This is a genomic window from Flavobacterium sp. CF136, from assembly GCF_000282055.1.
GTDB lineage: Bacteria > Bacteroidota > Bacteroidia > Flavobacteriales > Flavobacteriaceae > Flavobacterium.
In genome coordinates this window covers 108,427-131,304 of the sequence record NZ_AKJZ01000018.1, presented here as the reverse complement: position 1 = coordinate 131,304, position 22,878 = coordinate 108,427, and the positions used below count along the sequence as shown (strand labels likewise).

General features: G+C 33.9%; 21 protein-coding genes. 4 read left to right on the top strand and 17 right to left on the bottom strand.

The features are described 5' to 3' along the window. Positions 1–52 precede the first annotated feature (52 nt). From PMI10_RS08275 to PMI10_RS08255, 5 genes are all read right to left on the bottom strand, one after another. Positions 53–334, bottom strand: coding sequence for a LytR/AlgR family response regulator transcription factor (locus PMI10_RS08275; protein WP_007806602.1), 282 nt, complete (start codon positions 332–334; stop codon positions 53–55). Positions 335–370: 36 nt separating this feature from the next. Beyond that, positions 371–1,159, bottom strand: a complete 789-nt coding sequence (locus PMI10_RS08270; RefSeq protein WP_007806600.1) for an SPOR domain-containing protein — start codon at positions 1,157–1,159, stop codon at positions 371–373. A 49-nt stretch (positions 1,160–1,208) separates the two neighbouring features. Next, a complete protein-coding gene (locus PMI10_RS08265) occupies positions 1,209–2,114 on the bottom strand; it encodes a hypothetical protein (RefSeq protein ID WP_007806598.1) in 906 nt (301 codons plus the stop codon). Positions 2,115–2,641: 527 nt separating this feature from the next. Then, positions 2,642–3,352, bottom strand: a complete 711-nt coding sequence (locus PMI10_RS08260; RefSeq protein WP_007806596.1) for a LytR/AlgR family response regulator transcription factor — start codon at positions 3,350–3,352, stop codon at positions 2,642–2,644. Next, a complete protein-coding gene (locus PMI10_RS08255; RefSeq protein WP_238539458.1) occupies positions 3,328–4,047 on the bottom strand; it encodes a sensor histidine kinase in 720 nt (239 codons plus the stop codon). The genes PMI10_RS08260 and PMI10_RS08255 overlap by 25 nt, the downstream gene beginning before the upstream one ends. Before the next feature lie 454 nt (positions 4,048–4,501). Here PMI10_RS08255 and PMI10_RS08250 point away from each other — a divergent pair, with 454 nt between their 5' ends. The 3 genes from PMI10_RS08250 to PMI10_RS08240 all read left to right on the top strand — a co-directional run bounded on the left by PMI10_RS08250 (position 4,502) and on the right by PMI10_RS08240 (position 7,427). Next, a complete protein-coding gene (locus tag PMI10_RS08250; RefSeq protein WP_007806592.1) occupies positions 4,502–5,482 on the top strand; it encodes a DUF6268 family outer membrane beta-barrel protein in 981 nt (326 codons plus the stop codon). 43 nt (positions 5,483–5,525) lie between these two features. Further along, positions 5,526–5,738, top strand: a complete 213-nt coding sequence (locus PMI10_RS08245) for a hypothetical protein (RefSeq protein WP_007806590.1) — start codon at positions 5,526–5,528, stop codon at positions 5,736–5,738. A 159-nt stretch (positions 5,739–5,897) separates the two neighbouring features. Next, the gene (locus PMI10_RS08240; protein ID WP_007806588.1) at positions 5,898–7,427 is read left to right on the top strand and encodes a SulP family inorganic anion transporter; all 1,530 of its coding nucleotides are present in this window, start codon (positions 5,898–5,900) and stop codon (positions 7,425–7,427) included. A gap of 166 nt (positions 7,428–7,593) precedes the next feature. On the opposite strand, the gene PMI10_RS08235 is transcribed toward PMI10_RS08240, so the two are convergent. The 12 genes from PMI10_RS08235 to PMI10_RS08180 all read right to left on the bottom strand — a co-directional run bounded on the left by PMI10_RS08235 (position 7,594) and on the right by PMI10_RS08180 (position 20,029). Next, positions 7,594–9,951 carry a hypothetical protein gene (locus tag PMI10_RS08235; RefSeq protein ID WP_007806586.1) on the bottom strand — a complete coding sequence of 786 codons (2,358 nt, stop codon included), beginning with the start codon at positions 9,949–9,951 and terminating at the stop codon, positions 7,594–7,596. A 200-nt stretch (positions 9,952–10,151) separates the two neighbouring features. Continuing rightward, positions 10,152–11,354 (bottom strand): alkaline phosphatase family protein, encoded by a 1,203-nt coding sequence (locus tag PMI10_RS08230; RefSeq protein ID WP_007806584.1) that lies wholly within the window; start codon positions 11,352–11,354, stop codon positions 10,152–10,154. 276 nt (positions 11,355–11,630) lie between these two features. After that, the gene (gene groL, locus PMI10_RS08225) at positions 11,631–13,259 is read right to left on the bottom strand and encodes a chaperonin GroEL (protein WP_007806581.1); all 1,629 of its coding nucleotides are present in this window, start codon (positions 13,257–13,259) and stop codon (positions 11,631–11,633) included. A gap of 43 nt (positions 13,260–13,302) precedes the next feature. After that, complete coding sequence (locus PMI10_RS08220; RefSeq protein ID WP_007806579.1) at positions 13,303–13,659, bottom strand: four helix bundle protein; 357 nt, start codon at positions 13,657–13,659, stop codon at positions 13,303–13,305. Between the two features lie 77 nt (positions 13,660–13,736). Further along, positions 13,737–14,012, bottom strand: a complete 276-nt coding sequence (gene groES, locus PMI10_RS08215; protein ID WP_007806577.1) for a co-chaperone GroES — start codon at positions 14,010–14,012, stop codon at positions 13,737–13,739. A gap of 141 nt (positions 14,013–14,153) precedes the next feature. Then, a complete protein-coding gene (secG, locus tag PMI10_RS08210; RefSeq protein ID WP_007806574.1) occupies positions 14,154–14,495 on the bottom strand; it encodes a preprotein translocase subunit SecG in 342 nt (113 codons plus the stop codon). A 3-nt stretch (positions 14,496–14,498) separates the two neighbouring features. Then, entirely contained in the window at positions 14,499–15,599 is a 1,101-nt protein-coding gene (locus PMI10_RS08205; protein ID WP_007806571.1) for a tetratricopeptide repeat protein, read from the bottom strand. 72 nt (positions 15,600–15,671) lie between these two features. Then, entirely contained in the window at positions 15,672–16,190 is a 519-nt protein-coding gene (locus PMI10_RS08200; RefSeq protein WP_007806570.1) for an LptE family protein, read from the bottom strand. Positions 16,191–16,292: 102 nt separating this feature from the next. Next, on the bottom strand, positions 16,293–17,552 hold the full coding sequence (locus PMI10_RS08195; protein WP_007806568.1) for a sigma-54 interaction domain-containing protein: 1,260 nt from the start codon (positions 17,550–17,552) through the stop codon (positions 16,293–16,295). 60 nt (positions 17,553–17,612) lie between these two features. Further along, complete coding sequence (locus PMI10_RS08190) at positions 17,613–17,984, bottom strand: GxxExxY protein (protein ID WP_007806566.1); 372 nt, start codon at positions 17,982–17,984, stop codon at positions 17,613–17,615. Between the two features lie 97 nt (positions 17,985–18,081). After that, the gene (gene miaB, locus PMI10_RS08185; RefSeq protein ID WP_007806564.1) at positions 18,082–19,527 is read right to left on the bottom strand and encodes a tRNA (N6-isopentenyl adenosine(37)-C2)-methylthiotransferase MiaB; all 1,446 of its coding nucleotides are present in this window, start codon (positions 19,525–19,527) and stop codon (positions 18,082–18,084) included. A 133-nt stretch (positions 19,528–19,660) separates the two neighbouring features. Next, entirely contained in the window at positions 19,661–20,029 is a 369-nt protein-coding gene (locus PMI10_RS08180; RefSeq protein ID WP_007806562.1) for a DUF6150 family protein, read from the bottom strand. Between the two features lie 331 nt (positions 20,030–20,360). Here PMI10_RS08180 and topA point away from each other — a divergent pair, with 331 nt between their 5' ends. Continuing rightward, a complete protein-coding gene (gene topA / locus PMI10_RS08175; protein WP_035631569.1) occupies positions 20,361–22,877 on the top strand; it encodes a type I DNA topoisomerase in 2,517 nt (838 codons plus the stop codon). The last annotated feature ends 1 nt before the right edge of the window (position 22,878 follow it).

The following is a 22,878-nucleotide window of genomic DNA, read 5'->3' as shown; positions in this document are numbered from 1 at the left end:
AATCACAACCAATTAAAGTTGAGATTCTTGTATGTTTTGAGACTAAAAAAATCTACTTAAAAAAACTATCCAATAAAATCTTATACTTTCTCCCCACAGGTATCATTTCACCATTAGACATTGTCAAAGTTTTAAACGTGACAGTCTTAATTTTAGCAACGTTTACAATAAAAGAACGATGTACCTGAACAAAATTATTACTGTCAATTTCTGAGGCGATGCTGGAGAGCGAACCGTAAATAATCAGGGGTAAATTGAGCTTGGCACTGTAGAGTTTCATATAATTACTCAGACTTTCGATATAAAGAATATCGGTTCCAGTTTCTCCTTCCAACTATTTGTATTTTTCAGGTAGTTTAATTTTTAAAGATTATTTACAAATTAAACATTCATCACCATTTTCTAATTGACGGCACCAACTGTTTTTATTAACGATATAAGCTGTTTTATTAATTTTTTGTTTTACTTCTTGTAAATATTTCTCTGCTTCGGTTTTTGAAGAATAACCAACAAGCACAGTTCTAAATGAATTTCCTTTTTTGATAATTGTAGAATTAGCATTTATTTTAATTGCTTTCTCAAGTTCAAAATTAGCCTCATTTATCTTTGGATCACCGCCTGCAACAATATACCATTCGTCATTATTATTAATATTTGTCAATGGATTTTCAAATAATTGAACTTTTTCCTGATTCTCTACACGTTTAATTAACTGCTCTTTTGTAATATTAGGGAGTGTGTCATTCTTTAACGCCTGTTGAGCTTTTAAATATTCATTATAATCTTTCTGAACTTCTTTATAATAATTAGTCCAGGAGTCTTTCATTTCTCCGCTTGGAGCAACAATTGAAAGATATTTTGAGAGTTGTAATCTTCCTTGACCATTAACATCCTTTACTTCCTGGACATATTTATCAAAGTATTCCAGTTCTTTAACATCTTGTTCTCTTTCCTTGAATAAATCGGTAATTATTAATGCGACAGTTCCTATTGCGGTTGTAAATACAACTGTTTTGAAAAAATCGATAAGCTTATCAAGTTTTTCCGATTCTAAAGTGCCTTTTTTAAGAAATCTGTAAATAATAACAGTTGAAATTATTGAGATTAGGATAAAAACTAAATAAAGATAAAATGAAATTGTTCCTGTATTTGTAAACATATTTTTATGTATTTATGGTTAGTAATATTTTGATTATCAGTTTTGTTTGTTATTGAATCTTTACAAACTCACCACTTCCAGCATCATATTTCATAGAAAACTTACCCAAGTCAGTCAGTTTTTTTATTGTACTTCGTACAGTATTTATTCTGGTTTGATAATTTGTGTCGCCTATTGTACACAAGTTAGAAAAGGCTTTGTCGTAATTACCGTTGGTGTTAAGAGCTAGTGCAATACGGTCACTTTTGGCTCTTCCCTGGTGGCGTATATCACAAATCATTTGGCACACATTTGCCGGTACATTATCTAATCGATATCGTTTATGATAGGATTTCATATTTTCTTTGTACATATCAATTGCGGTTGCAACTTGAGTTTTTCTGTGACTGGCGTCATTTGTAGCCCAGTGAACAAATCTTGCAGCACATATTAATTCCTGATTTTCTATATCATTTAGTGTTGGATTGAGATAATCCATCAAGGCTTGGGAACTGGAATCATTTTCTAAAGGGGAAAGTGTCCCATTGGAAGATTTATAAAAAATTCTGTTATTCGATAAAACTAATTTTGGGAAATATTCGGATGCATTGGGCAATTGTAAAAGCTTTTTGAAAAAATTCACAAAATCACCATTTGGGACATGTGCTGCATACTGCATAAAACTAAAAGTAAACTGTGCTCTGTCATAAGTATTTAAACATTTGAAAGAACCTGAACTTTCTGCTAATGCTGTAGGATAAATAAAATAAGCCCAAAAGCCATATTCTGTAGTATAATCTTCTGGTTTGTAAATTATTCCAGCAGTAACAGAGGTGTTGAATAATCCAACATTCCCTTCATATCTGGTTTTACTGCCAATATTAAATTTTGCTTCAGTTGAATTAATGCGTTGAGCATTGAAAACTGTCCTTCCATTAGGAGTTACAGCACTTGTAATAGAAAAATTAATTGCCATAGTATTATGTTTTAAAATTATTGTAAGGTTCTCTATTTTACTAATTTTAATCTACTGCTGGGGCAAATTTGAAGGCATTTATTTTATAAAATAATTTATGTATTTGGCTGTTAATTAGTTATTTGTGCTTTTTATTAAGGTGAATTTAGTACCCCGCTTCACAAAGTCTCCTGACTTTGCACTTTCTTTTAAAATTTCATAAAAAATATTAGTTAGATAAAAGTTATCTAACTTTTTACAAGATGCTTTTTGAGAATATTAAGTTTAACTCCTAATATAGATTTAATCAGTTTGCGGGCGTAAAGTCAGAGATATTCCTGTATTGTTGCAATGAACATCTCATAGAGTTGAGTTATCATTTATCTTCGTTTGTATCTTCTGCTTTTTTCACAAAATTACTTTAACATATTAAGCAAGATTACCACTATTTTGAAAATCTACAACACGTATTTATACGGTTTTTTAACATAAAAAAAATCTCAACCAATTAAAGTTGAGATTTTTACATATTTTTAGACTAAAAAATTCTACTTAAAAAAACTATCCAGTAAAATCTGGTATTTCCTTCCCACAGGAATCATTTCACCATTAGACATAGTAAGATTTTTAAAAGTTACTGCAGTAATTTTAGCAACGTTTACAATAAAAGAACGATGTACCTGAACAAAATTATTGCTGTCAATTTCTGAGGCAATGCTCGAGAGCGAACCGTAAATAATCAAGGGTAAATTGAGTTTGGTACTGTAGAGTTTCATATAATTGCCCAGGCTTTCGATATAAAGAATATCGGTTAAAAGTATGTCCGTCATTTGTCCGTTTACACGCTGCGAAAGAACTTTGCAATCGGTTTTGTCTTCTTTTTTCAGGGTATTGCCGGAGAAATAAATCTTGGCTTTTTCGATGGCTTTTGAGAATTTTTCGAACGAAATGGGTTTAAGTAAATAATCAATAGCATCGTTTTGGTAAGCAGAAAGCGCAAAGTCAGAATAAGCTGTTGTTACGATGGTCAGAGGCCTTTTAGGCTGTAATTCCATTAATTCAACACCTGAAATTACGGGCATATTGATATCCAGAAAAATAATATCGTAACTGTTTTCGTTGAGCATTTTGAGTGCTTCCATACCACTGAAGGCACTTCCGGAATGTTCCAGATCGTCAAATTTCGAAATATGCGATGCTAATGCCTTATGTGCCGGCGTTTCATCATCAATAATCAGACAGCGATAGGTAAGTGCCATATATTTAGTGTTACGCTAAAAGTATTATTTTCTTTTTTGCAGGTCAGTTCGTGTCTCAATCCGTAGACTTCAAGGCGTCTTTTCAGGTTTTCAATTCCGATTCCGGTGCTGGAAAGTCTTGAACCTGTTTCGAGATAATTATTCTTTAAAGTAAAAGATAAATTTTGATTTTTTACTTTCAAGTCAATTACAATAAAAGGATTGGAAGTTTCCCCGGAGAATTTAACAGCATTTTCTACCAATGGCAAAAAGAACAATGGCGGAATTTCGATGCTGTCAAAAGTACCTTCATAATTTTGTGTAACGCCCAGTCTTTCGTTTCTGAACGTATAATATTCGATGTATTTTTTAATGAAATCTATTTCTTCGGCAACAAAAACAAAATCCTTTTTGGTAGCTTCAATCTGATAACGCAGCAAGTCCGAAAGATTCAGGATTCTACCGGGAAGTTTCTCGGGTTCAGACAAGGATTCCCCGTATAAATTATTCATGGCATTTAATAAAAAATGCGGATTAAGCTGTTGTTTTAAAAACGAAAGTTCGGACTTGAAATTCATAATATCCTTGTCGGTTTGCGAGACTTTTTTTGTGATAACAATATGCAGAAAATAAAAAGCAGTTCCGTTAACTACAAGAGATAATATTGATATGGTTCTAAACTTTCCGAGTCCGGCAATGGGGAAAAACCAACTCATAAAAAAGTAAAAAACAATCCAATAAACAAAGAGAAGCGTAAAAAAGACTTTGAACTTTTTTTGAAATAAAAATTGTTTGATGATGAGAAGATTAAAAATGGTAACCCAAATAACACAGGGAAAATATCCCAGGGATATTTTATTGAAAATATATGTCCAGTCATGTCCGTCGAATTTTACTTCATCATAGACACAAACAAAAATAATCCCAAATATAATGGTGTGTATAATAAGGTTTCGAAGAAAAAAATTCTGATATATTTTAAGAATCGTCATAACGGCAAAATTAGGGAAATAGTATAGTTTATAACGACTTACAGAATAAAATTATACAAACGCCATTGGTATAAATGATACGCCACTGGTATAATTATGCTGGTATAATAAGAACTTGTCATTTACATTTGCCCGTGGATTTCAATCATTCAAAATCACCTTTAATTTAAGCCAATTCATGAGAACAAAAATCATCTTTGCTTTATTCGTATGTACATCATTGCAAGCTGTAGCCCAGGAAAAAGAAGCGGGCATGAAAGTTTTAGGTAAAGAAGTAACAGATAAATTTCCGACGACCAGAATTTTTGATGTGCAATATGAGCAATTAGGACCGACAAATTTTGATTCGGAACTTTTTGGAAACCGTTTTGAAAGAGGAAGAATTGAAAGTCAAAATCGGTTAAAAGTAGCGTTTAATATGCCTTTTTTTAAATCAAAATCCAAGCGGTTAGTTCTTACGGGTTCTCTGCGTTATAAATACGAATCTTATGAATTTGGGGATATTTACAACTATAATTCAGCAGAAACATATACAAGGGAAAAAGAAGAAATTCATTATTTCGCAGCAGCTTTGAGTGCAACTTACATGTCAAAACTTTTCAATAAACCAGTTATTTATAATGCAACAGCTATTGTTGATGGGAACGAGGAAAATTTTCAACGTGTAAAAGGTTTTGTAACAGCAAGTTTGGTACTTAAAAGAACTGATAATACAACTATTACGGCTGGTATTATGGCAATGATTGATCCATCGTCTATTATCCCGGCTGTGCCACTTTTTACTTATAACCACAAATTTGAAAATTCGAAGTGGGATATTGACTTTATTTTGCCGCAGCGTTTGCTGTTTAGAAGGGAATTATTAGAAAACGGAAGAATTTCCTTCGGAACTGAGCTTAATTCTGAAAGTTTTTACCTAAATTTAAACACCTCAAATTTAAAAGGAATTTATGAGTTGAATCAACTGGAATTAAAATCCGGTATAACTTATGAATATCACATCACGTCCCAAATAAACAGTTTTTTTAAAGCAGGTGTTAATAACGTATTAAGTTCGCGGCTTACCGAAAGAGGAGAGCGAACCAATAAATATGTTTATGACCAAAGAACAGACCCTCAGATGTATTTCAGATTTGGAATATCATATAATCCTTTTTAAGGAAAATTAAAATTCTGATTTTTATTATTTAAAAATAAATATTATGGTTGTTGAGATCTTTAAAACAAATGTTCAGAAAGAAGCAGATAAAAATTATGTTACTGCTGTTATTCAAAGCCAGTTTCCCGAATATAAAATCAATTTTGACTTAGAAGATTGTGATAAAATATTAAGGGTCGAAGGCAACGGTTTGGAATCAAAAAATATCATAGACTATGTAAATTGCCTGGGATATATTTGTGTAAAATTAGATTAACAGGATATGATAAATTTTATTCTTTCGCTTGTAATATTGCTGCTGGAGCAGTTTTAATTGAATAACAGATAAAAACACTGCCCGTTTTCTTAACTCCTTTTACAGAATGAAAAGGTTTGTTCTGTATTATGCACATTATTTTTTTAAATTTGTGCTCTTATGAAAAAAGCCAGTTCTCTCTTCGACTTTTCACAAAAGGTCAATTATAAAAACGAAATTTTAGCCGGTTTAACAGTTGCCATGACGATGATCCCTGAATCTTTGTCTTTTGCAATTCTGGCCGGATTCCCTCCTCTGGTTGGTTTATATGCCGCTTTTATTGCAGGTTTGGTTACGGCCATATTTGGCGGCAGGCCGGGAATGATTTCCGGTGGGGCAGGGGCAACAGTGATTGTTTTAATTGCCTTAATGAAATCACACGGAATAGAATATGTTTTTGCTGCCGTAGCACTTGGTGGAGTCGTACAAATCTGTATCGGACTTTTTAAACTCGGAAAATTTATCAGATTAGTGCCTCAGCCCGTAATGTTTGGTTTTGTAAACGGTCTTGCTGTTGTTATTTTCATGTCGCAATTAGAACAATTTAAAACTGTTGTCAATGGTCAGGTTACATGGCTGCAGGGAACACCTTTGTATATTATGCTGGGTTTGGTGGCTTTGACGATTAGTATTGTTTTGCTTTTTCCGAAGGTAACAAAAACAGTTCCGGCGTCTTTGGTTGCGATAATGGTGGTTTTTGCAATCGTGCTTTTGTTTAATATCGAAACCAAAACAGTTCAGGATATTGCGTCTGTACAAGGCGGATTTCCTCCGTTTCATATTCCGAATATTCCTTTTTCTTTTGAAACTTTCAAAGTAATATTTCCATATTCAGTAATTGTTGCTGCAGTTGGCTTAACGGAAGGTTTGCTGACTTTAAATCTCGTGGATGAAATTACAGGGACACGCGGAAACAGCAATCGTGAATGTATCGCTCAGGGAAGTTCGAATATCTTAAATGGTTTCTTTTTCGGAATGGGAGGCTGCCCGATGATTGCTCAGACACTGGTGAATCTTTCTGCCGGCTCCAGAGCCAGGCTTTCCGGAATAATAGCTGCATTGACGATTTTAGTAATCATCCTTTTTGGAGCCCCCGTAATCGGGAAATTACCAATGGCAGCTTTGGTTGGCGTAATGATGATGGTAGCCATTACTACATTTGAGTGGGCAAGTTTCAAAGTCATAAACAAAATGCCGAAACATGATGTTTTTGTTGGAATTTTGGTCGCAGTAATTACTATTTTATTGCATAATCTGGCCTTGGCAGTTTTGATAGGAGTAATTATTTCGGCATTGGTTTTTGCCTGGGAAAGCGCCAAAAGAATTCGCGCAAGACATTTTATTGATGAAGAAGGAGTGAAGCATTATCAAATTTATGGACCTTTATTTTTTGGTTCTGTAGCCGTTTTTATGGAAAAGTTTGATATACAGAATGATCCGGATCATGTGATAATCGATTTTAAAGAAAGCCGTGTAGCGGATATGTCGGCCATTGAAGCCCTTAATAATTTGACGAAGAAGTACTGTCAGTTAAATAAAACAATCGAACTGAAACATTTGAGTCCGGATTGCAGAACATTACTTAAAAATGCTGATGCTGTAATTAATGTAAATGTGATTGAAGATCCTACCTATAAAGTGGTTTTGTAATAACTGTTAAACGAATTTATACAGGAATCATTGTTAGGCTGAGTCCATTCGGCTTCGCTCAGGATAAACTTAGTCGAAGCCCTTTCCATGTAAAAAGCCTTCGACTCCGCTCAGGATGACACCTGTTTTGAATTACATCCAACAGGTTAATCTAATGAATGAATTACTAAAGGACTGGGATTTTTCTAACTTCTGAAATTAATTGCCCTTCTTCCGAAAATCCTTCTATTAGTACCTGAATTTCTTTTTGACGATTTCTGGGGAATTTTACATGAAAGTCTGAATGGTCTTTTAAATCTATGTTTGGTGACCAGTTCAGAGTACCGAAATAATTAAATTCCTCCTGGTTTTCTAATACAGGGGTTGTATACTTTATGTTTTGTGCAAAACCTTTGGTTACGATTAGCGAAGTGAATTTTACTTTGAAATAATCATTTTTACCCCCTTTTTTCATGAAAATTTTAATTGTACCGCTTCCCATAGCCGTAACATCTGAGTTGCCGGTCTGGTCGATATAAATTTCATCTATCTGATCTAAAGTAAGATTGAATAACTGATTAAAATCGAACAGTAAAAAATTATCTATATATACCGAAGGCGAACCTGCAGAATCACCCAGATAAGAACTTCTGCCGTTTCGTACATACACGCTATTGTCATTTGGGTTAATACCGGTTTTGTATCCGTTCGACGCTAAGAAATTTAAAACAGTGCCGTATTCCCCATCTTTGATTTTATAAGCCCTCGCACTGGAGCTCATATCGTTTTTATGAGTGAAAACTTCTTTTTTGAAATTGTTTGTTATAGCAACTCCCTTCAATTCAACAGCTTTGTCTTCCGGTTTTAGTATGGAAAAAGTAAAAACATTGTCAGGGCTTTTCAATGTAGGGCAAATCGTTTTTTCAAATGCAGGACCCAGAATAAACCGGGGTTCAGTTCTGGAAATGCGGGCTTCCATTTTAGTGAATATTGTGACGTTTTTTTCATTTACCATTTGTATGGCCAAGACAGTAGAATCCTGAGCAAAAAGATGTTCAAACTTAAAATCATTATTCTGGTCTATAGTTGTTTCTTCAAATAAATTACCTTTTAATGAAATAAGGGAGATTTTATTTTTCGAATTCGGTTTTAGTTCTTTTTCTACCTTACCACTTACCGTAACTCCTTTTTCAAATTGATAATTGATTTTTGGCGGATCAGATTTAATGTTTTCCCAAAGAAACTTGCCTTTATTCTGGTTGAGCATTAAGAGTTCCATATCCTGTTTTCGGGTTTTGTTGTCAGGATTAAAATAAGCATAAGTATCAGTTTCGGGTTTGTCTAAATAAGCATTCAGATAAAAAGTGCCTAAAATTGATTTTTTTTGATTCATACAAATATTCTTTTCAGGAAGTATACTGATGCTTAAATTGGCTTTGTTGATTTCCGTCTTCCCTGATAATACAATGCTGTCGTTAGGTGTTGCCTTTGCTTCTAATGTTGTCAATGGCGTATTGCTGTCAATATATACTAATCTTTCGGTAACTTCATTTAGGTTTTCATCAATTACCCGAATGACATTAACTCCATTTGACAAATATTTTTTGTCAAAAAAGAAAGGTTGTTCTGTTTTCTTATTATTGAAAGTGATTTCCTGCTGCATAGAATTTCCATCTTGCTGAATAAGCAGGGTAAACTTTTTGTTTTGATATAATTCAAGCCCTTTTTCATTTGTTTTAAGGACAACGAGCAAATTGTTTTTGGCTAAATTATTATTGTAACTCAAAATAATTCCTGTTTCCTGAATTTTACCAAGTGGCTGAGAAATTTTTAATTTGTCAGAGTTTATTTTAAGGGTGTATTTTTCGTTTAAATCTGCTCTTAAATAAAAAACACCATTCCCCATTTTGTTAGTGTGAAAGCTTGCGACTTCATTTGATTTGGAGTCCAGTACAACGCCATCTGCTATTTCTATTCCTTTTTTATTGCAATCTTTAATTTTAATTCCAACAGTATTAATGATATCATTTAGTATGGCTCCACCTTCCGGAAATAGACTTATTTCTGCTGTTTTCCAGTCAGGCTCATTAGTCTCAAAATGATAAGGTTCATCCTTGTTTATGATTTCAATTGTTTGATTAAAGGAGTCGTCTTCCTTAAAGTTATTCATCCAATTGGTGTAAAAATGAAAATAATATTTGCCGGGCTTAAATTTTTCATTCAGATGAATTCCACCTGCAAAAGTGCCATGTTCTGCAAAAAGTAATTGTTTTTGAATTATTTGCTGTTGTTGATCATAGACTACTAATTCAACATTCGTAGTATTTATGTTTGGGGCATTATTATTTTTACTGAAGACATATCCCTTGAAAAAGATATTTTCATTGTTTACATAAATATTTTTGTTGAATTGTACATGGATATTTTCTCTGTCATAATGGAAATAATTATTTATGTAATTCTTTATTTGATCCTGATTGCTAACGGCTTGAGAAAAAGATTGTAAACAAAATAGTAAACTGAAAAATCTGATGATTAGTTTCATACAAAGAAAATGTTAAGCCAGGAATGATGTTAAGTAAATCAGCCTATAAATTTAAATGCAATAACAATTTGTCAGAGTTAAAACATTCTTAATGTTTCGTTTAAATCATTAAAAATTTAAAGTACCGGAAAAAAACAGGACAAAGGGCATAAGAAAATCCGTTTATCACTTTCTTCTTTAATATCAATTAAGACACATTATCAATTTACCAACATCGTTTTCACATCACTTAGTTTTCCATCCACTTCATCAATCTGCAAACCTAAAATATGTGCAATTAAAGGATAAACAGAAACATTCTGAAACGTGCCCACTTTTTTATCCACTTTAAAAGCCGGGCCTTTTGCATAAAAAATGGCGTGCATATCTTTCTCTTTATTATCGTAACCATGAGTGCCGCCTTTTATATTCTGATCTATTTTGCTCACTAAACTATATCCTTTTTTTGCTTCAATAACAAAATCATGTACACGCGGATTTGTTCCGTAGTGTAGTCTTTTTGGAACGTCCGTTGATTTCCAGAACTTAATATGGGGTACCTTTTTTAAAGCAAGAGCAATCGAATCCTGAAAGCCGGCTTTTGCTTCAAGACTCATAATCGGGTTAATTACGGTTTTGTATCCAAGCCATTCCGGTTTTATATAATCCAGAACGGCGACTTTTTTATCATTGCTGATGTCGGCCATTCCGTGATCTGAAACAATAATTAAATTGATTTGTTTTCCGATAGCTAATTGATTGAGTTTAGAGGATAATTGTCCCATAATCGAATCCATTTTGATAACCATTTTTTTGTTCTCGGGAGAAAGCGGACCAAAATCGTGTCCGGTATGGTCAGGTTCATCAAAATATAAAGTAATTAAATGAGGGCGTTCTTTTTCAGGAAGCTGCAACCATTTTATAACTGTATCGATTCTCGTTCCGTACGAAATTTTATCATCATAGTTTTTATAATAAGTGGGTCTTTTTTGGTCTGTATCAGATCCGGGCCAGAAAAAAGAAGCCGTTTTTACGCCTTGTTGTTCGGCTACATTCCAAATTGGATTTCCGCCATAAAAACGCGAATCATTTTTTGCATTGGTAGATAATGAAAACGATTCATTCAGTGCAGTATCATAAAAAGCATTATTGATAATTCCGTGATGATCCGGATAAAGCCCCGTTACAATAGAATAATGATTCGGGAAAGTTTTACTCGGATAAGAAGGCCGCATCGATTTTGCCTGAACACCTTCTTTAGCAATTTGTTTTAAATTAGGAAGGTTGAACTGCCTGGCGTAATCCCAGCGAAATCCATCCATAGAAACTAAAACTACGTATGCATTTTTATCAGATTGAGAATATAAAAGAGATGTAAGCAGAAAGAAAGTTAAAGATAATAGTTGAGCAGTTTGTTTTCTCATTTTGCAATTTTAATGTAGCTGCAAAGGTATTGATAAACGATTTTTTAATGGAAAAGTGAATGTTAAACTAAAGAAAAGTTTGCCACGACATTGAGGGTAAAGGTTGCCACGAATTTCACGAATTAGCACGAATTTTTTTTCTAATGATTGCACACAATAATTAGTGAAAATTAGCGTAATTCGTGGCGAAAAAAATCTTTCTAATCGTGTAAATCTGTGGCAAAAAAAAGCACCAGATTTTGATCTGGTGCTTATATTGTAAGAAGTTAAGAACAATTACATCATTCCCGGCATACCGCCACCCATTGGCATTCCGCCAGCGCTTTCTTCTTTAATATCAATTAATGCACACTCCGTAGTTAAGATCATTCCGGCTACAGAAGCTGCGTTTTCTAATGCTACACGAGTTACTTTTTTAGGATCGATAATTCCGGCTTTTAGCATATCTACATACTCATCAGTTTTAGCATTGTATCCATAATCACCAGAACCTTCACCAACTTTAGCTACAACTACAGAACCTTCAAGACCTGCATTTTCAACAATAGTTCTCAATGGAGATTCAATCGCACGGGAAACAATCTGAATTCCGGTAGCTTCGTCAGCGTTGTCTGCTTTAATGCCTGTTAAAGCAGCTTTTGCTCTTAATAAAGCAACACCGCCACCGGCAACGATTCCTTCTTCAACAGCTGCACGGGTTGCGTGTAAAGCATCGTCAACTCTGTCTTTTTTCTCTTTCATTTCAACTTCAGAAGCAGCACCAACATAAAGAACAGCAACACCACCGGCTAATTTAGCCAAACGTTCCTGCAGTTTTTCTTTATCATAATCAGAAGTTGTAGTTTCCATCTGACCTTTAATTTGATTTACTCTGTTTTTGATAATATCAGCTTCACCAGCACCACTTACAATTGTAGTGTTGTCTTTATCGATAGAAACTCTTTTTGCAGTTCCTAACATTTCGATGGTAGTGTTTTCTAAAGTATATCCTCTTTCTTCAGAGATTACAGTTCCACCGGTTAAGATTGCAATATCTTCTAACATTGCTTTTCTTCTGTCTCCAAAACCAGGAGCTTTTACAGCAGCAATTTTAAGAGCACCTCTTAATTTGTTTACTACAAGAGTTGAAAGAGCTTCTCCGTCAACATCTTCAGCAATAATCAATAATGGTTTTCCTGATTGTGCAACCGGCTCTAAAACAGGTAGTAACTCTTTTAAAGAAGATACTTTTTTATCGTATAATAAGATATATGGAGAGTCTAATTCAACTTCCATTTTCTCAGGGTTTGTAACAAAATAAGGAGAAAGATATCCTCTGTCAAACTGCATTCCTTCAACAACATCAACGTATGTATCCGTTCCTTTAGCTTCTTCAACAGTAATTACACCTTCTTTACCAACTTTAGCAAAAGCGGTAGCAATCAAATCACCAATAACTTCATCATTATTTGCAGAGATAGAAGCAATTTGTTTGATTTTATCAGAATCACTTCCAACTACTTTAGCTTGTTTTGCAAGGTCAGCAACGATAGCTTCAACAGCTTTATCGATACCACGTTTCAAATCCATAGGATTTGCTCCTGCAGCAACGTTTTTTAAGCCTTCTTTTACGATAGCCTGAGCCAAAACGGTAGCAGTTGTAGTTCCGTCACCAGCTAAGTCATTTGTTTTTGAAGCTACTTCTTTAACCATTTGCGCGCCCATATTTTCTAATGGGTCTTTTAATTCGATTTCTTTTGCAACCGAAACTCCATCTTTAGTAACTGTTGGTCCACCAAAAGATTTTCCGATAATTACGTTACGACCTTTTGGTCCAAGAGTTACTTTTACAGCATTTGCCAATGCATCAACACCACGTTTTAATCCGTCACGTGCTTCAATATCAAATTTTATATCTTTTGCCATTTTTTTATTTGCTTTAGGCAGTAGGCTTTAAGCTTTATGCTTCCTACTGCTGAATTAATTTTTGTTTTAATTTGTAAATTTTGCTTTTTATGTTATTAATTTTTTCTAATTGATTCTCCGCAGTTTCATTATTAAGATACTGCAAATCTTTAGCTAAAATTAAAAGATATTCTGTTTCATTGGCAGAACCTAAAGCTATGTTGAGAAATTGATTGAATTCTTTGTCACTGTTTCTTCCACATCCTTCGCTAATATTGGTTGGGATTGATGAAGATGCCCTTCTAATTTGACTTGTTAATCCATATAATTCTTCCTTGGGAAAAATAGAAGTCATTTTATAGATTTCTAAAGTAAAAGAATGACTTAGTTGCCAGATATCATATTTCTTAAAATCTCTCATTTTTGTTTGCTTTAAGCTTTAGGCAATAGACTTTAAGCTTTTTTAGAAAGCCTATAGCTTACAGCGTAAAGCAATTTTTAGATTATCGCTAAGATATCATCCTCACGCATAATCAAATAATCAGTTCCTTCAAGTTTTAATTCTGTTCCCGCATATTTACCATAAAGAACAGTATCACCAACTTTTACGGTCATAGTGTGATCTTTAGATCCGTTTCCTACTGCAACAACAGTTCCTTTTTGTGGTTTCTCTTTGGCAGTATCCGGAATAAAAATCCCTGACGCAGTTTTAGTCTCAGCAGCAACAGGCTCAATAAGTACGCGGTCTGAAAGCGGTTTAATGTTTAAAGTCATGATTTTATATTATTATTAGTTTATACTTTTTTAATGTTCAATGAACTTTCAGAAATTATGCCATGCTTATAAAACTGACAATATTTCCTAAAAAAAATGCCAGCTTTGACAGGCTGGCATTTCAATTTTATATAAAAATTATTATTTTGCTGCAGGGGTTGCCGGAGCAGGTGCTTGTTGTACCGGAGCAACTGGTGTATTAGCGGCAGGAGCTTCAGTTTTTTCAATAATTTTAGAGTCACTATCACTTAATGATCCCGTGAAGCTTAAGCTCGAAAGCAAAATTAAAGCAATCAGAATAGTAGCTAATGTCCAGGTACTTTTGTCTAAAAAGTCAGTTGTTTTTTGTACTCCGCCTAACATTTGAGTTCCGCTGATAGTAGAAGACAATCCTCCTCCTTTAGGGTTTTGAACCATGATTACTACAATCAATAGAAAACAAACTATTGTGATTAAAACTAAAAAAATTGAAAATGTGCTCATTGCTTAATTATTATTGTTATTTTGTTGTAAAATCTTTATATCCGAAATACGGTCTGCAAAGAAACTAATTTTTTCTGGATATTTCAAAATTAATATTTCATATGCTTGTATTGCTTTTGTATATTTTTTTTGTTCTAAATATACTTTGGCTAAGGTCTCTGTCATTAAATAAGAATTATCTTCTTTATTGATGTCTGATTGAATGGAAACAACTGGTGAACCGGATTTAACAGGTGAAATTTTAGGATTGTTTTCGATAAACTTATCAATTATCTCTGCTTTTTTCTTTTTTTCTTCTTCTACTATTTCTTTAATAGGCTCAGCAATGTTTTTAATTTGTTTTATTTCTTCTGCAGGGATTTCGTTTGTCCTGTCAATAGGTTGTGTCCGGGATAATTGCAGCCATTCCTGAAAAGAATGTTTTTCATTAATCAAGAAATCTAATGGCTTGTTAATTTCGAGATCTTCTTTAACTTCTTCAACTTCAGTAATTTTTACCGGTTCTTCAATTATTTTCGGTTCTTCTATGACTTTTTCAGGTTCTTCAAAAACGACCGCTGTAGCTTCTTTTATGGAAGTTAAAATCGACTGTTCGACTGGGTTAATTCGGATATCGGTAATTTCTTCAACTTCAACAACTTTTACTGGGTTTTCAATTATTTTCGGTTCTTTAATGACCTTTTCAGGTTCTTCAAAAACGACCGCTGTAGCTTCTTTTATGGAAGTTAAAATCGACCGTTCGATTGGGTCAATTCGGATATCGGCAATTTCTTTATTTTCTTCAAATGAAATAATTTCGCTGTCAAAAACAGTAATATTAAGGAGTTCACGAAGTTTTTTATCGTAATATTCTTTTTGAATGGGAGTAAAAGTGTCCGAAGTTATAAAGTCAAACAAAACTGCACGGTCAGTAGTATGGGCCGCCGTAACTTTTAATGCATAATTATACTTAAAACTTTTTTGATTGTAAAGTCCTTTTAATCGCAATGCTCTCGCACTTTGAAAATATGGAAATTCATTCAAAACAGTACCTAAGGCGTCTGCGTGCTTTTCTTTAATAGCATCAGGTTTGTTAATTAGGTAAATATAATCGTCTACATTCATTTATTATTTTCTTTAATCGATGGTTTTGGTTTGTTTAATTAATTTTATGATTCAGTAATTAAAAACAAAAAATTACCATTTTGCCAATGACTCATTAAAAATATCCTGCGTAATTCTTTCGAATATAACTTTAATAGCTTCGTTTAAAACTGTCCCTGTAAGTTGTGATTGTGCGGGATAGTCGTAATAAAATTCGAATCCTTTTTCAAAGTCATCCGTTTCTTTCTTTTTATTTGAAAAACGAACATTTACACGAATTGTTAAACGGTTTTGCGAAGCTGCTGCATCACCACCTGTCGACACAGCAGTTGCAGTCATAGGCGTAATTCGGTAATCTACAATTTCACCTTCATATACTAAATCACCAGCAGTACTCACTAAGTTTAAGTTAGTTTGATTTTGAATTAGATCCTGTAATGCTAATGTGAAATCTCTATCGATACCCGGCTCAATTAAATCAGCATTATTCTGAAAAAAGTTTACCTGAAATGTTTTTCCATCAATTGCCGTTGCGCCTGTGAAGTTATAAACAGAACAACTACTGAAAGTTGCAGCTATTAAGAGAATAAATATATATTTTAAGTTTTTCATTTTTTATTTTAAGAATTGCTTCGCCAGTTCGCTGACGCCCGGGTCAAAGATATTCATTTTTGGATTAATTCATTTTACTTCATAATTTCTTTGTAGTGAAAATTACAAATCAAATTGTTTAATTTTTCGATATAAAGTTCTTTCGGAAATCCCTAATTCATCAGCAGCAGCTTTTCTTTTTCCTTTGTTTTTTTCTAATGATTTTTTAATCATTTCGATTTCTTTTTGCTCCAGGCGTAAAATTTCTTCCTCCTCAATCGTTTCGGCGTCCAGATAATTATTGTCATCTTGTATATGATAATTATCTTCACGCGTTGCCGGCGTCATGACTGCTGTTCTGGGTTGTTCTTCAAAATCTATTTCGCTTTCATTTTCCTGCGAGCCATATATTTTCTGAATTAAATTCGGATTGATATCCTGTACTTTTGAAGAACCGTTTTTCATTAATTCCAAAGTGAGTTTTTTTAAATCATTCAAATCACTTTTCATGTCAAAAAGTACTTTATAAAGGATATCTCTTTCGGTACTAAAATCACTGTCTTTTTTCTTATCGCTAATTACAGAAGGCAAATTGGTTCCTTCAGTAGGTAAATACGATTTTAAAGTTGCTAATGTAATATCACGATTGGTTTCTAAAACCGAAATCTGCTCAGCCACATTTCGCAACTGACGAATATTTCCGTTCCATCTGAATTTTTGTAGAAGCTGTACTGCATCATCGTCTAATCGCAATGGAGGCATTTTATATTTGTGTGCAAAATCGGCAACAAATTTTCGAAACAATAAATGGATGTCTTCATTTCTTTCACGCAATGGCGGCAAAGTAATTTCGACAGTAGTCAGACGATAGTATAAATCCTCACGGAATTTTCCTTTTTCGATTGCGTTAAATAAATTCACATTTGTTGCAGCAACGATTCTCACATTTGTTTTTTGAACCTGAGACGAACCTACTTTTATAAATTCACCGTTTTCAAGTACACGTAGTAAACGAACTTGAGTTGTTAAAGGCAGTTCACCAACTTCATCAAGGAAAATAGTTCCACCGTCAGCCACTTCAAAATAACCTTCACGAGTGCTTGTAGCACCTGTGAAAGCTCCTTTTTCGTGACCAAAAAGTTCGCTGTCAATTGTACCCTCTGGAATTGCTCCACAGTTTACAGCAATGTATTTACCGTGCTTTCTATGTGAAAGCGAATGTATAATTCTCGGGATATTCTCTTTACCAACGCCGCTTTCCCCGGTTACCATTACAGATATATCCGTAGGAGCAACCTGAATGGCTTTTTCAATCGCGCGATTTAATTTCGGGTCATTACCAATAATTTCAAATCGTTGTTTTATTGCTTGAACTGTTTCCATGTATTTACTTTATCTTTTGCCACAAATTTCACGAATTATCTCTAATTTTTTGAAATTGAGTTAATGAACAACTCTTTTATGTTGTAGTGATTTAGTATTAAAATTAACTATAATTCCTAAACCACTATCTGCTAGTTTTAAATAATTTATTGTTTGAGCGGTATGCTCGTCAATGATATCTTTTGATGCTTTTATCTCTAAAATGATTTCATCATAAACTACAAAATCCGCATAGAATTTATGTGCTAAAACAATGTCTTTGTATTGAATATCATATTTTTTTTCTCGTTCAAATGGAATATTATGTTTATTGAATTCATATTCTAAAGCATCTTTGTAAACAATTTCAAGAAGCCCTCCTCCAAGTATTCTATGAACTTCCATACTAATACCTATAATTTTGAAATATTCATCTTTCCTATATAATTCCATAGTTTGTTTTTAAATTGTCTGAATTATAAAATTAGTTTAATTCTTAAATAATAAAGAAAAAAAATTAGAGATAATTCGTGCAATTCGTGGCAAAAAATTAATTCATTTCAGAATATCCAACCGCTTCGCCTTTTAAAGTTCCGCTGGTACAGTTTGTGATTTTTACGTTTACAAAATCTCCAATTTTATAATTCTCTTTTGGAAAAACTACCGTAATACTTTGCGAATTTCTTCCCGAGAATTCCTCTTTAGATTTTTTAGAAACTTTTTCGACCAAAACTTCTACAATCTGGCCTATAAATTCTTCAGAACGAAACCACGCATGTTTTTGTTGTAAATCGACAATTTCCTGCAATCTTCTGGCTTTGGTTTCTTCAGGAACGTCATCTTCCATTTTTCTTCCGGCTAAAGTTCCCGGACGCTCAGAATACGAATACATATAACCGAAATTATACTTTACATATTCCATCAAACTCATTGTATCCTGGTGATCTTGTTCCGTTTCTGTTGGAAAACCGGCAATCATATCCTGCGAAATCGAAGCATTTGGAATAATTGCCCTGATTTTATCAATCAAAGTCATATATTCTTCACGAGTGTGCAGACGATTCATTTCTTTTAAAATTCTGTTGCTTCCCGATTGCACCGGTAAGTGAATGTGCTTACAGATATTTGGATGTTTCGCAATAACGTGCAGCACACTTTCGTGCATATCCTGCGGATTTGAAGTCGAAAACCTAATACGCATTTTAGGAAAACCAACAGCAACCATTTCAAGCAATTGGTCAAAGTCAACCGCTGTTGCTTTTTGCATTTCAGAAGCACTTTCAAAATCTTTTTTCAGGCCACCACCATACCAAAGGTAACTGTCAACGTTCTGACCCAAAAGTGTAATTTCCTTAAAACCTTTATCCCACAAATCCTGAATTTCCCTCATGATACTTTGTGGTTCGCGGCTTCGCTCGCGTCCGCGTGTAAAAGGCACAACGCAAAACGTACACATATTGTCGCAGCCACGCGTAATCGACACCAAAGCGGTAATTCCGTTGCTCATTAAACGAACCGGCGAAATATCTCCGTAGGTTTCCTCTTTTGATAAAATTACATTAATGGCGTCGCGGCCTTCTTCAACTTCTACCAATAAATTCGGCAGATCTTTGTATGCATCAGGTCCAACAACAAGATCGACTATTTTTTCTTCCTCCAAAAACTGACTTTTCAAACGCTCGGCCATACAGCCCAAAACGCCTACTTTCATTTTCGGATTAATACGTTTTACGGCATTATATTTCTCCAGGCGTTTACGGATAGTTTGTTCAGCTTTGTCCCTAATAGAACAGGTGTTAACCAAGACCAAATCGGCCTCTTCTAAAACAGAAGTTGTATTATAGCCACCTTCAGATAAAATGGAAGCTACGATTTCACTGTCCGAAAAATTCATCGCACAGCCGTAACTTTCTATAAAAAGTTTTTTAGTATTCTCAGGTTTATTTTCTAAAACAAGACTCTCGCCCTGTTTGCTTTCTTCAATAATCTTTTCCATTGCGTAATTTCAAAGTGCAAAGATAACGCAAAAGGTATAAATGTGACAAGATGTCAGATAAAGAATTAACAATGTTTTCAGAATTGTGGATAGAATAGTAATTCTGGATTTTAGCATTCAAATTAGTAAAATGTTATTCGAAAAACTTCTTTTTAGAAGTATCATTCCAACCTGCCTGATTCGAATATTCAACATAAAATATTTTAATATCAGCCTGATTTGCATATTGTGTAAAGAATATTTTTTTGTCAGCCTGATTTCCGTATTCAGTAAAAAACCATTTTCCGTCATTGTTTCCTGCCTGATTACTATATTCGACTTTGTAAACTTTTAAGTCTGCGTTGTTGGCGTACTCTACAACAAAAACTTTTACATCTGCCTGGTTTTCATATTCAACAGTATATACTTTTTGAGCTTTAACAGAAATGTTAAAAAGAAGAATAATGATAAAAGAAAGTTTATTGATGTGAACCTTTAAAATTTTGAATGTCTTATTGCTCATAATTTTTTTTTAAATCTCTGGAAAAAACAAAGCAGATTGTTTATAAAATCAAATATAGAGATTTTCCGTTGATTGATGAATTACTCTTAAACGTACTTAAAATTGTTTCTTGATTAAAGTATTCAGGATAGGGTGTAAGTGTAGTTTTATATTTACTTTATAATATTATATCTTGTATTGAAGGCTTAAATATTATACCTATATATATAATGGATCGGATTACCGATAAATCTGCAATTTTTGGAAACATAATATCAAAATACCTTAAAAATAAATTATCAAGGTTGATATTTAAAAAAAACTTCTACTTTTGTTGCAGAAAAATAGAGCAATGGCAAAGAATTTAGTAATAGTGGAATCACCTGCAAAGGCGAAAACGATAGAGAAATTTCTAGGAAGCGATTTTCAGGTAGAGTCAAGTTATGGTCACATAGCAGACTTGCCATCTAAGGAAATTGGAGTAGATGTAGAAAATGGATTCAAACCTAAATACGAAGTTTCTTCAGATAAAAAAGCTTTAGTAAGTAAATTGAAAACACTAGCTAAAAATGCCGAAATGGTTTGGTTAGCGAGTGATGAGGACCGCGAGGGAGAAGCTATTTCATGGCATCTTGCGGAAGAGTTAAAATTAGATACTAAAAAAACCAAGCGAATTGTTTTTCACGAAATTACCAAATCTGCGATTCTTAAGGCAATCGATAATCCAAGAGAAATTGATTATAATTTAGTAAATGCACAACAGGCACGTCGTGTTTTAGATCGTTTGGTAGGTTACGAATTATCTCCGGTTTTATGGAGAAAAATTAAAGGCGGACTATCTGCAGGACGTGTACAATCTGTTTCTGTTCGATTGATTGTAGAGAGAGAACGTGAAATTCAGAATTTTAATGCGATTGCAAGCTATTCAGTTGTAGCAGAATTTGTGAATGAAGCCGGAAAAGCTTTCAAAGCCAAATTGCCAAAAAATTTCAATACAAAAAAAGAAGCCGAAGATTTTTTAAAACAAAATATAGGTTCTATCTATAAGGTAGCAGATTTAGAAACTAAACCTACCAAAAAATCTCCAACAGCACCTTTTACAACTTCTACGCTTCAACAGGAAGCAGCCAGAAAATTGTATTTGCCGGTTGGAATCACAATGCAGCTGGCACAGCGTTTATACGAAGCGGGACTTATTACTTATATGAGAACCGATAGTGTAAATCTTTCTAAAGAAGCTATGGATGCTGCTGAGGCTGAAATTATAAAATCATACGGGAAAGAATTTTCTAAACCCCGAACTTTTGCTACAAAAAGTAAAGGAGCACAAGAAGCGCACGAAGCAATTCGTCCGACAGATATGTCACGCCATACCGTAAACATTGATCGTGATCAGGCGCGTTTGTACGATTTGATCTGGAAAAGAACTTTGGCATCTCAAATGAGTGATGCACAGTTAGAGAGAACAAACGTAAAAATTGAAGCTAATAATCATAGTGAAATTTTTACCGCTTCAGGAGAAGTTTTGCTTTTTGAAGGTTTTCTAAAAGTGTATCTTGAAGGTCATGATGATGACGAAGAAGAACAAGAAGGAATGCTTCCGGCATTAAAAGTAAATGAAAAATTAGCGAATAATTATATCACGGCTACCGAAAGATATTCAAGACCGCCTGCACGTTATACAGAAGCTTCATTGGTAAAAAAACTAGAAGAATTAGGAATCGGGCGTCCGTCTACGTATGCACCAACTATTTCTACTATTATCAACAGAAATTATGTTGAGAAAGGAACTCTTGAAGGTCAGGAACGTAATTATACACAACTTACTTTGCAAAACAGCAAAGTTGGAGAAAAACTGCTTAAAGAAAATACAGGTTCAGATAAAGGAAAATTAGTTCCAACTGATATCGGAACTATTGTTACTGATTTCCTTGTTAAGAATTTCGGAAATATCCTGGATTATAATTTTACTGCAAAAGTAGAGCAGGATTTTGATGAAATTGCTGAAGGAAATATTGATTGGGCAACCATGATGCAGGAATTCTACGATAAATTCCATCCAAATGTAAAAGAAGTTGAAGCTAATGCTGAACGTGAAAGCGGGGAAAGAATTTTAGGGAAAGATGCTAATGGAAGACAGGTTTCTGTTCGTTTAGGGAAATTTGGCCCAATGGCTCAAATTGGAGAAGCAGATGATGAAGATAAAAAGTTTGCCAGTTTAATGGCTGATCAGAATATCGGAAACATTACATTAGAAGATGCACTGAATTTATTTTTATTGCCTAAAAGTTTAGGTGATTATAAAGGAGAAGAAGTAGAAGTAAGTAATGGTCGTTACGGCCCTTATGTACGACATGGAAGTGTTTTTATTTCATTGCCCAGAGGAGAAGATCCGTTAGGGGTTTCTAAAGAAAGAGCTCAGGAATTAATTGACGAAAAAGCACTCGCAGATGCACCAATTGCAATTTACAAAGGTGAATCAGTTCAGAAAGGTACAGGGCGTTTTGGTCCTTTTATTAAGTGGAACGGTCTTTTTGTGAATGTGAGTAAAAAATACGATTTTGATAATTTATCGCAAGCTAATGTTGAAGAGTTAATTGAAGATAAATTACAGAAAAATATAGATAAAGTTCTCCATAATTGGGAGGATGAAGGGATTTTGGTTGAAAAAGCACGTTGGGGACGCTCTGTTATTACAAAAGGCAAAATCAAGATTGAATTGAGTAAAGATGTTGACGCTGCAAAGTTAACATTGGCAGAGGTTCAGGAGATGATTGCCAAAAAAACACCGGCAAAAAAAACACCGGCAAAAAAAGCGACAACCGCTAAGAAAGCCCCAGCTAAAAAAACAGCTGCTAAAAAGAAATAAA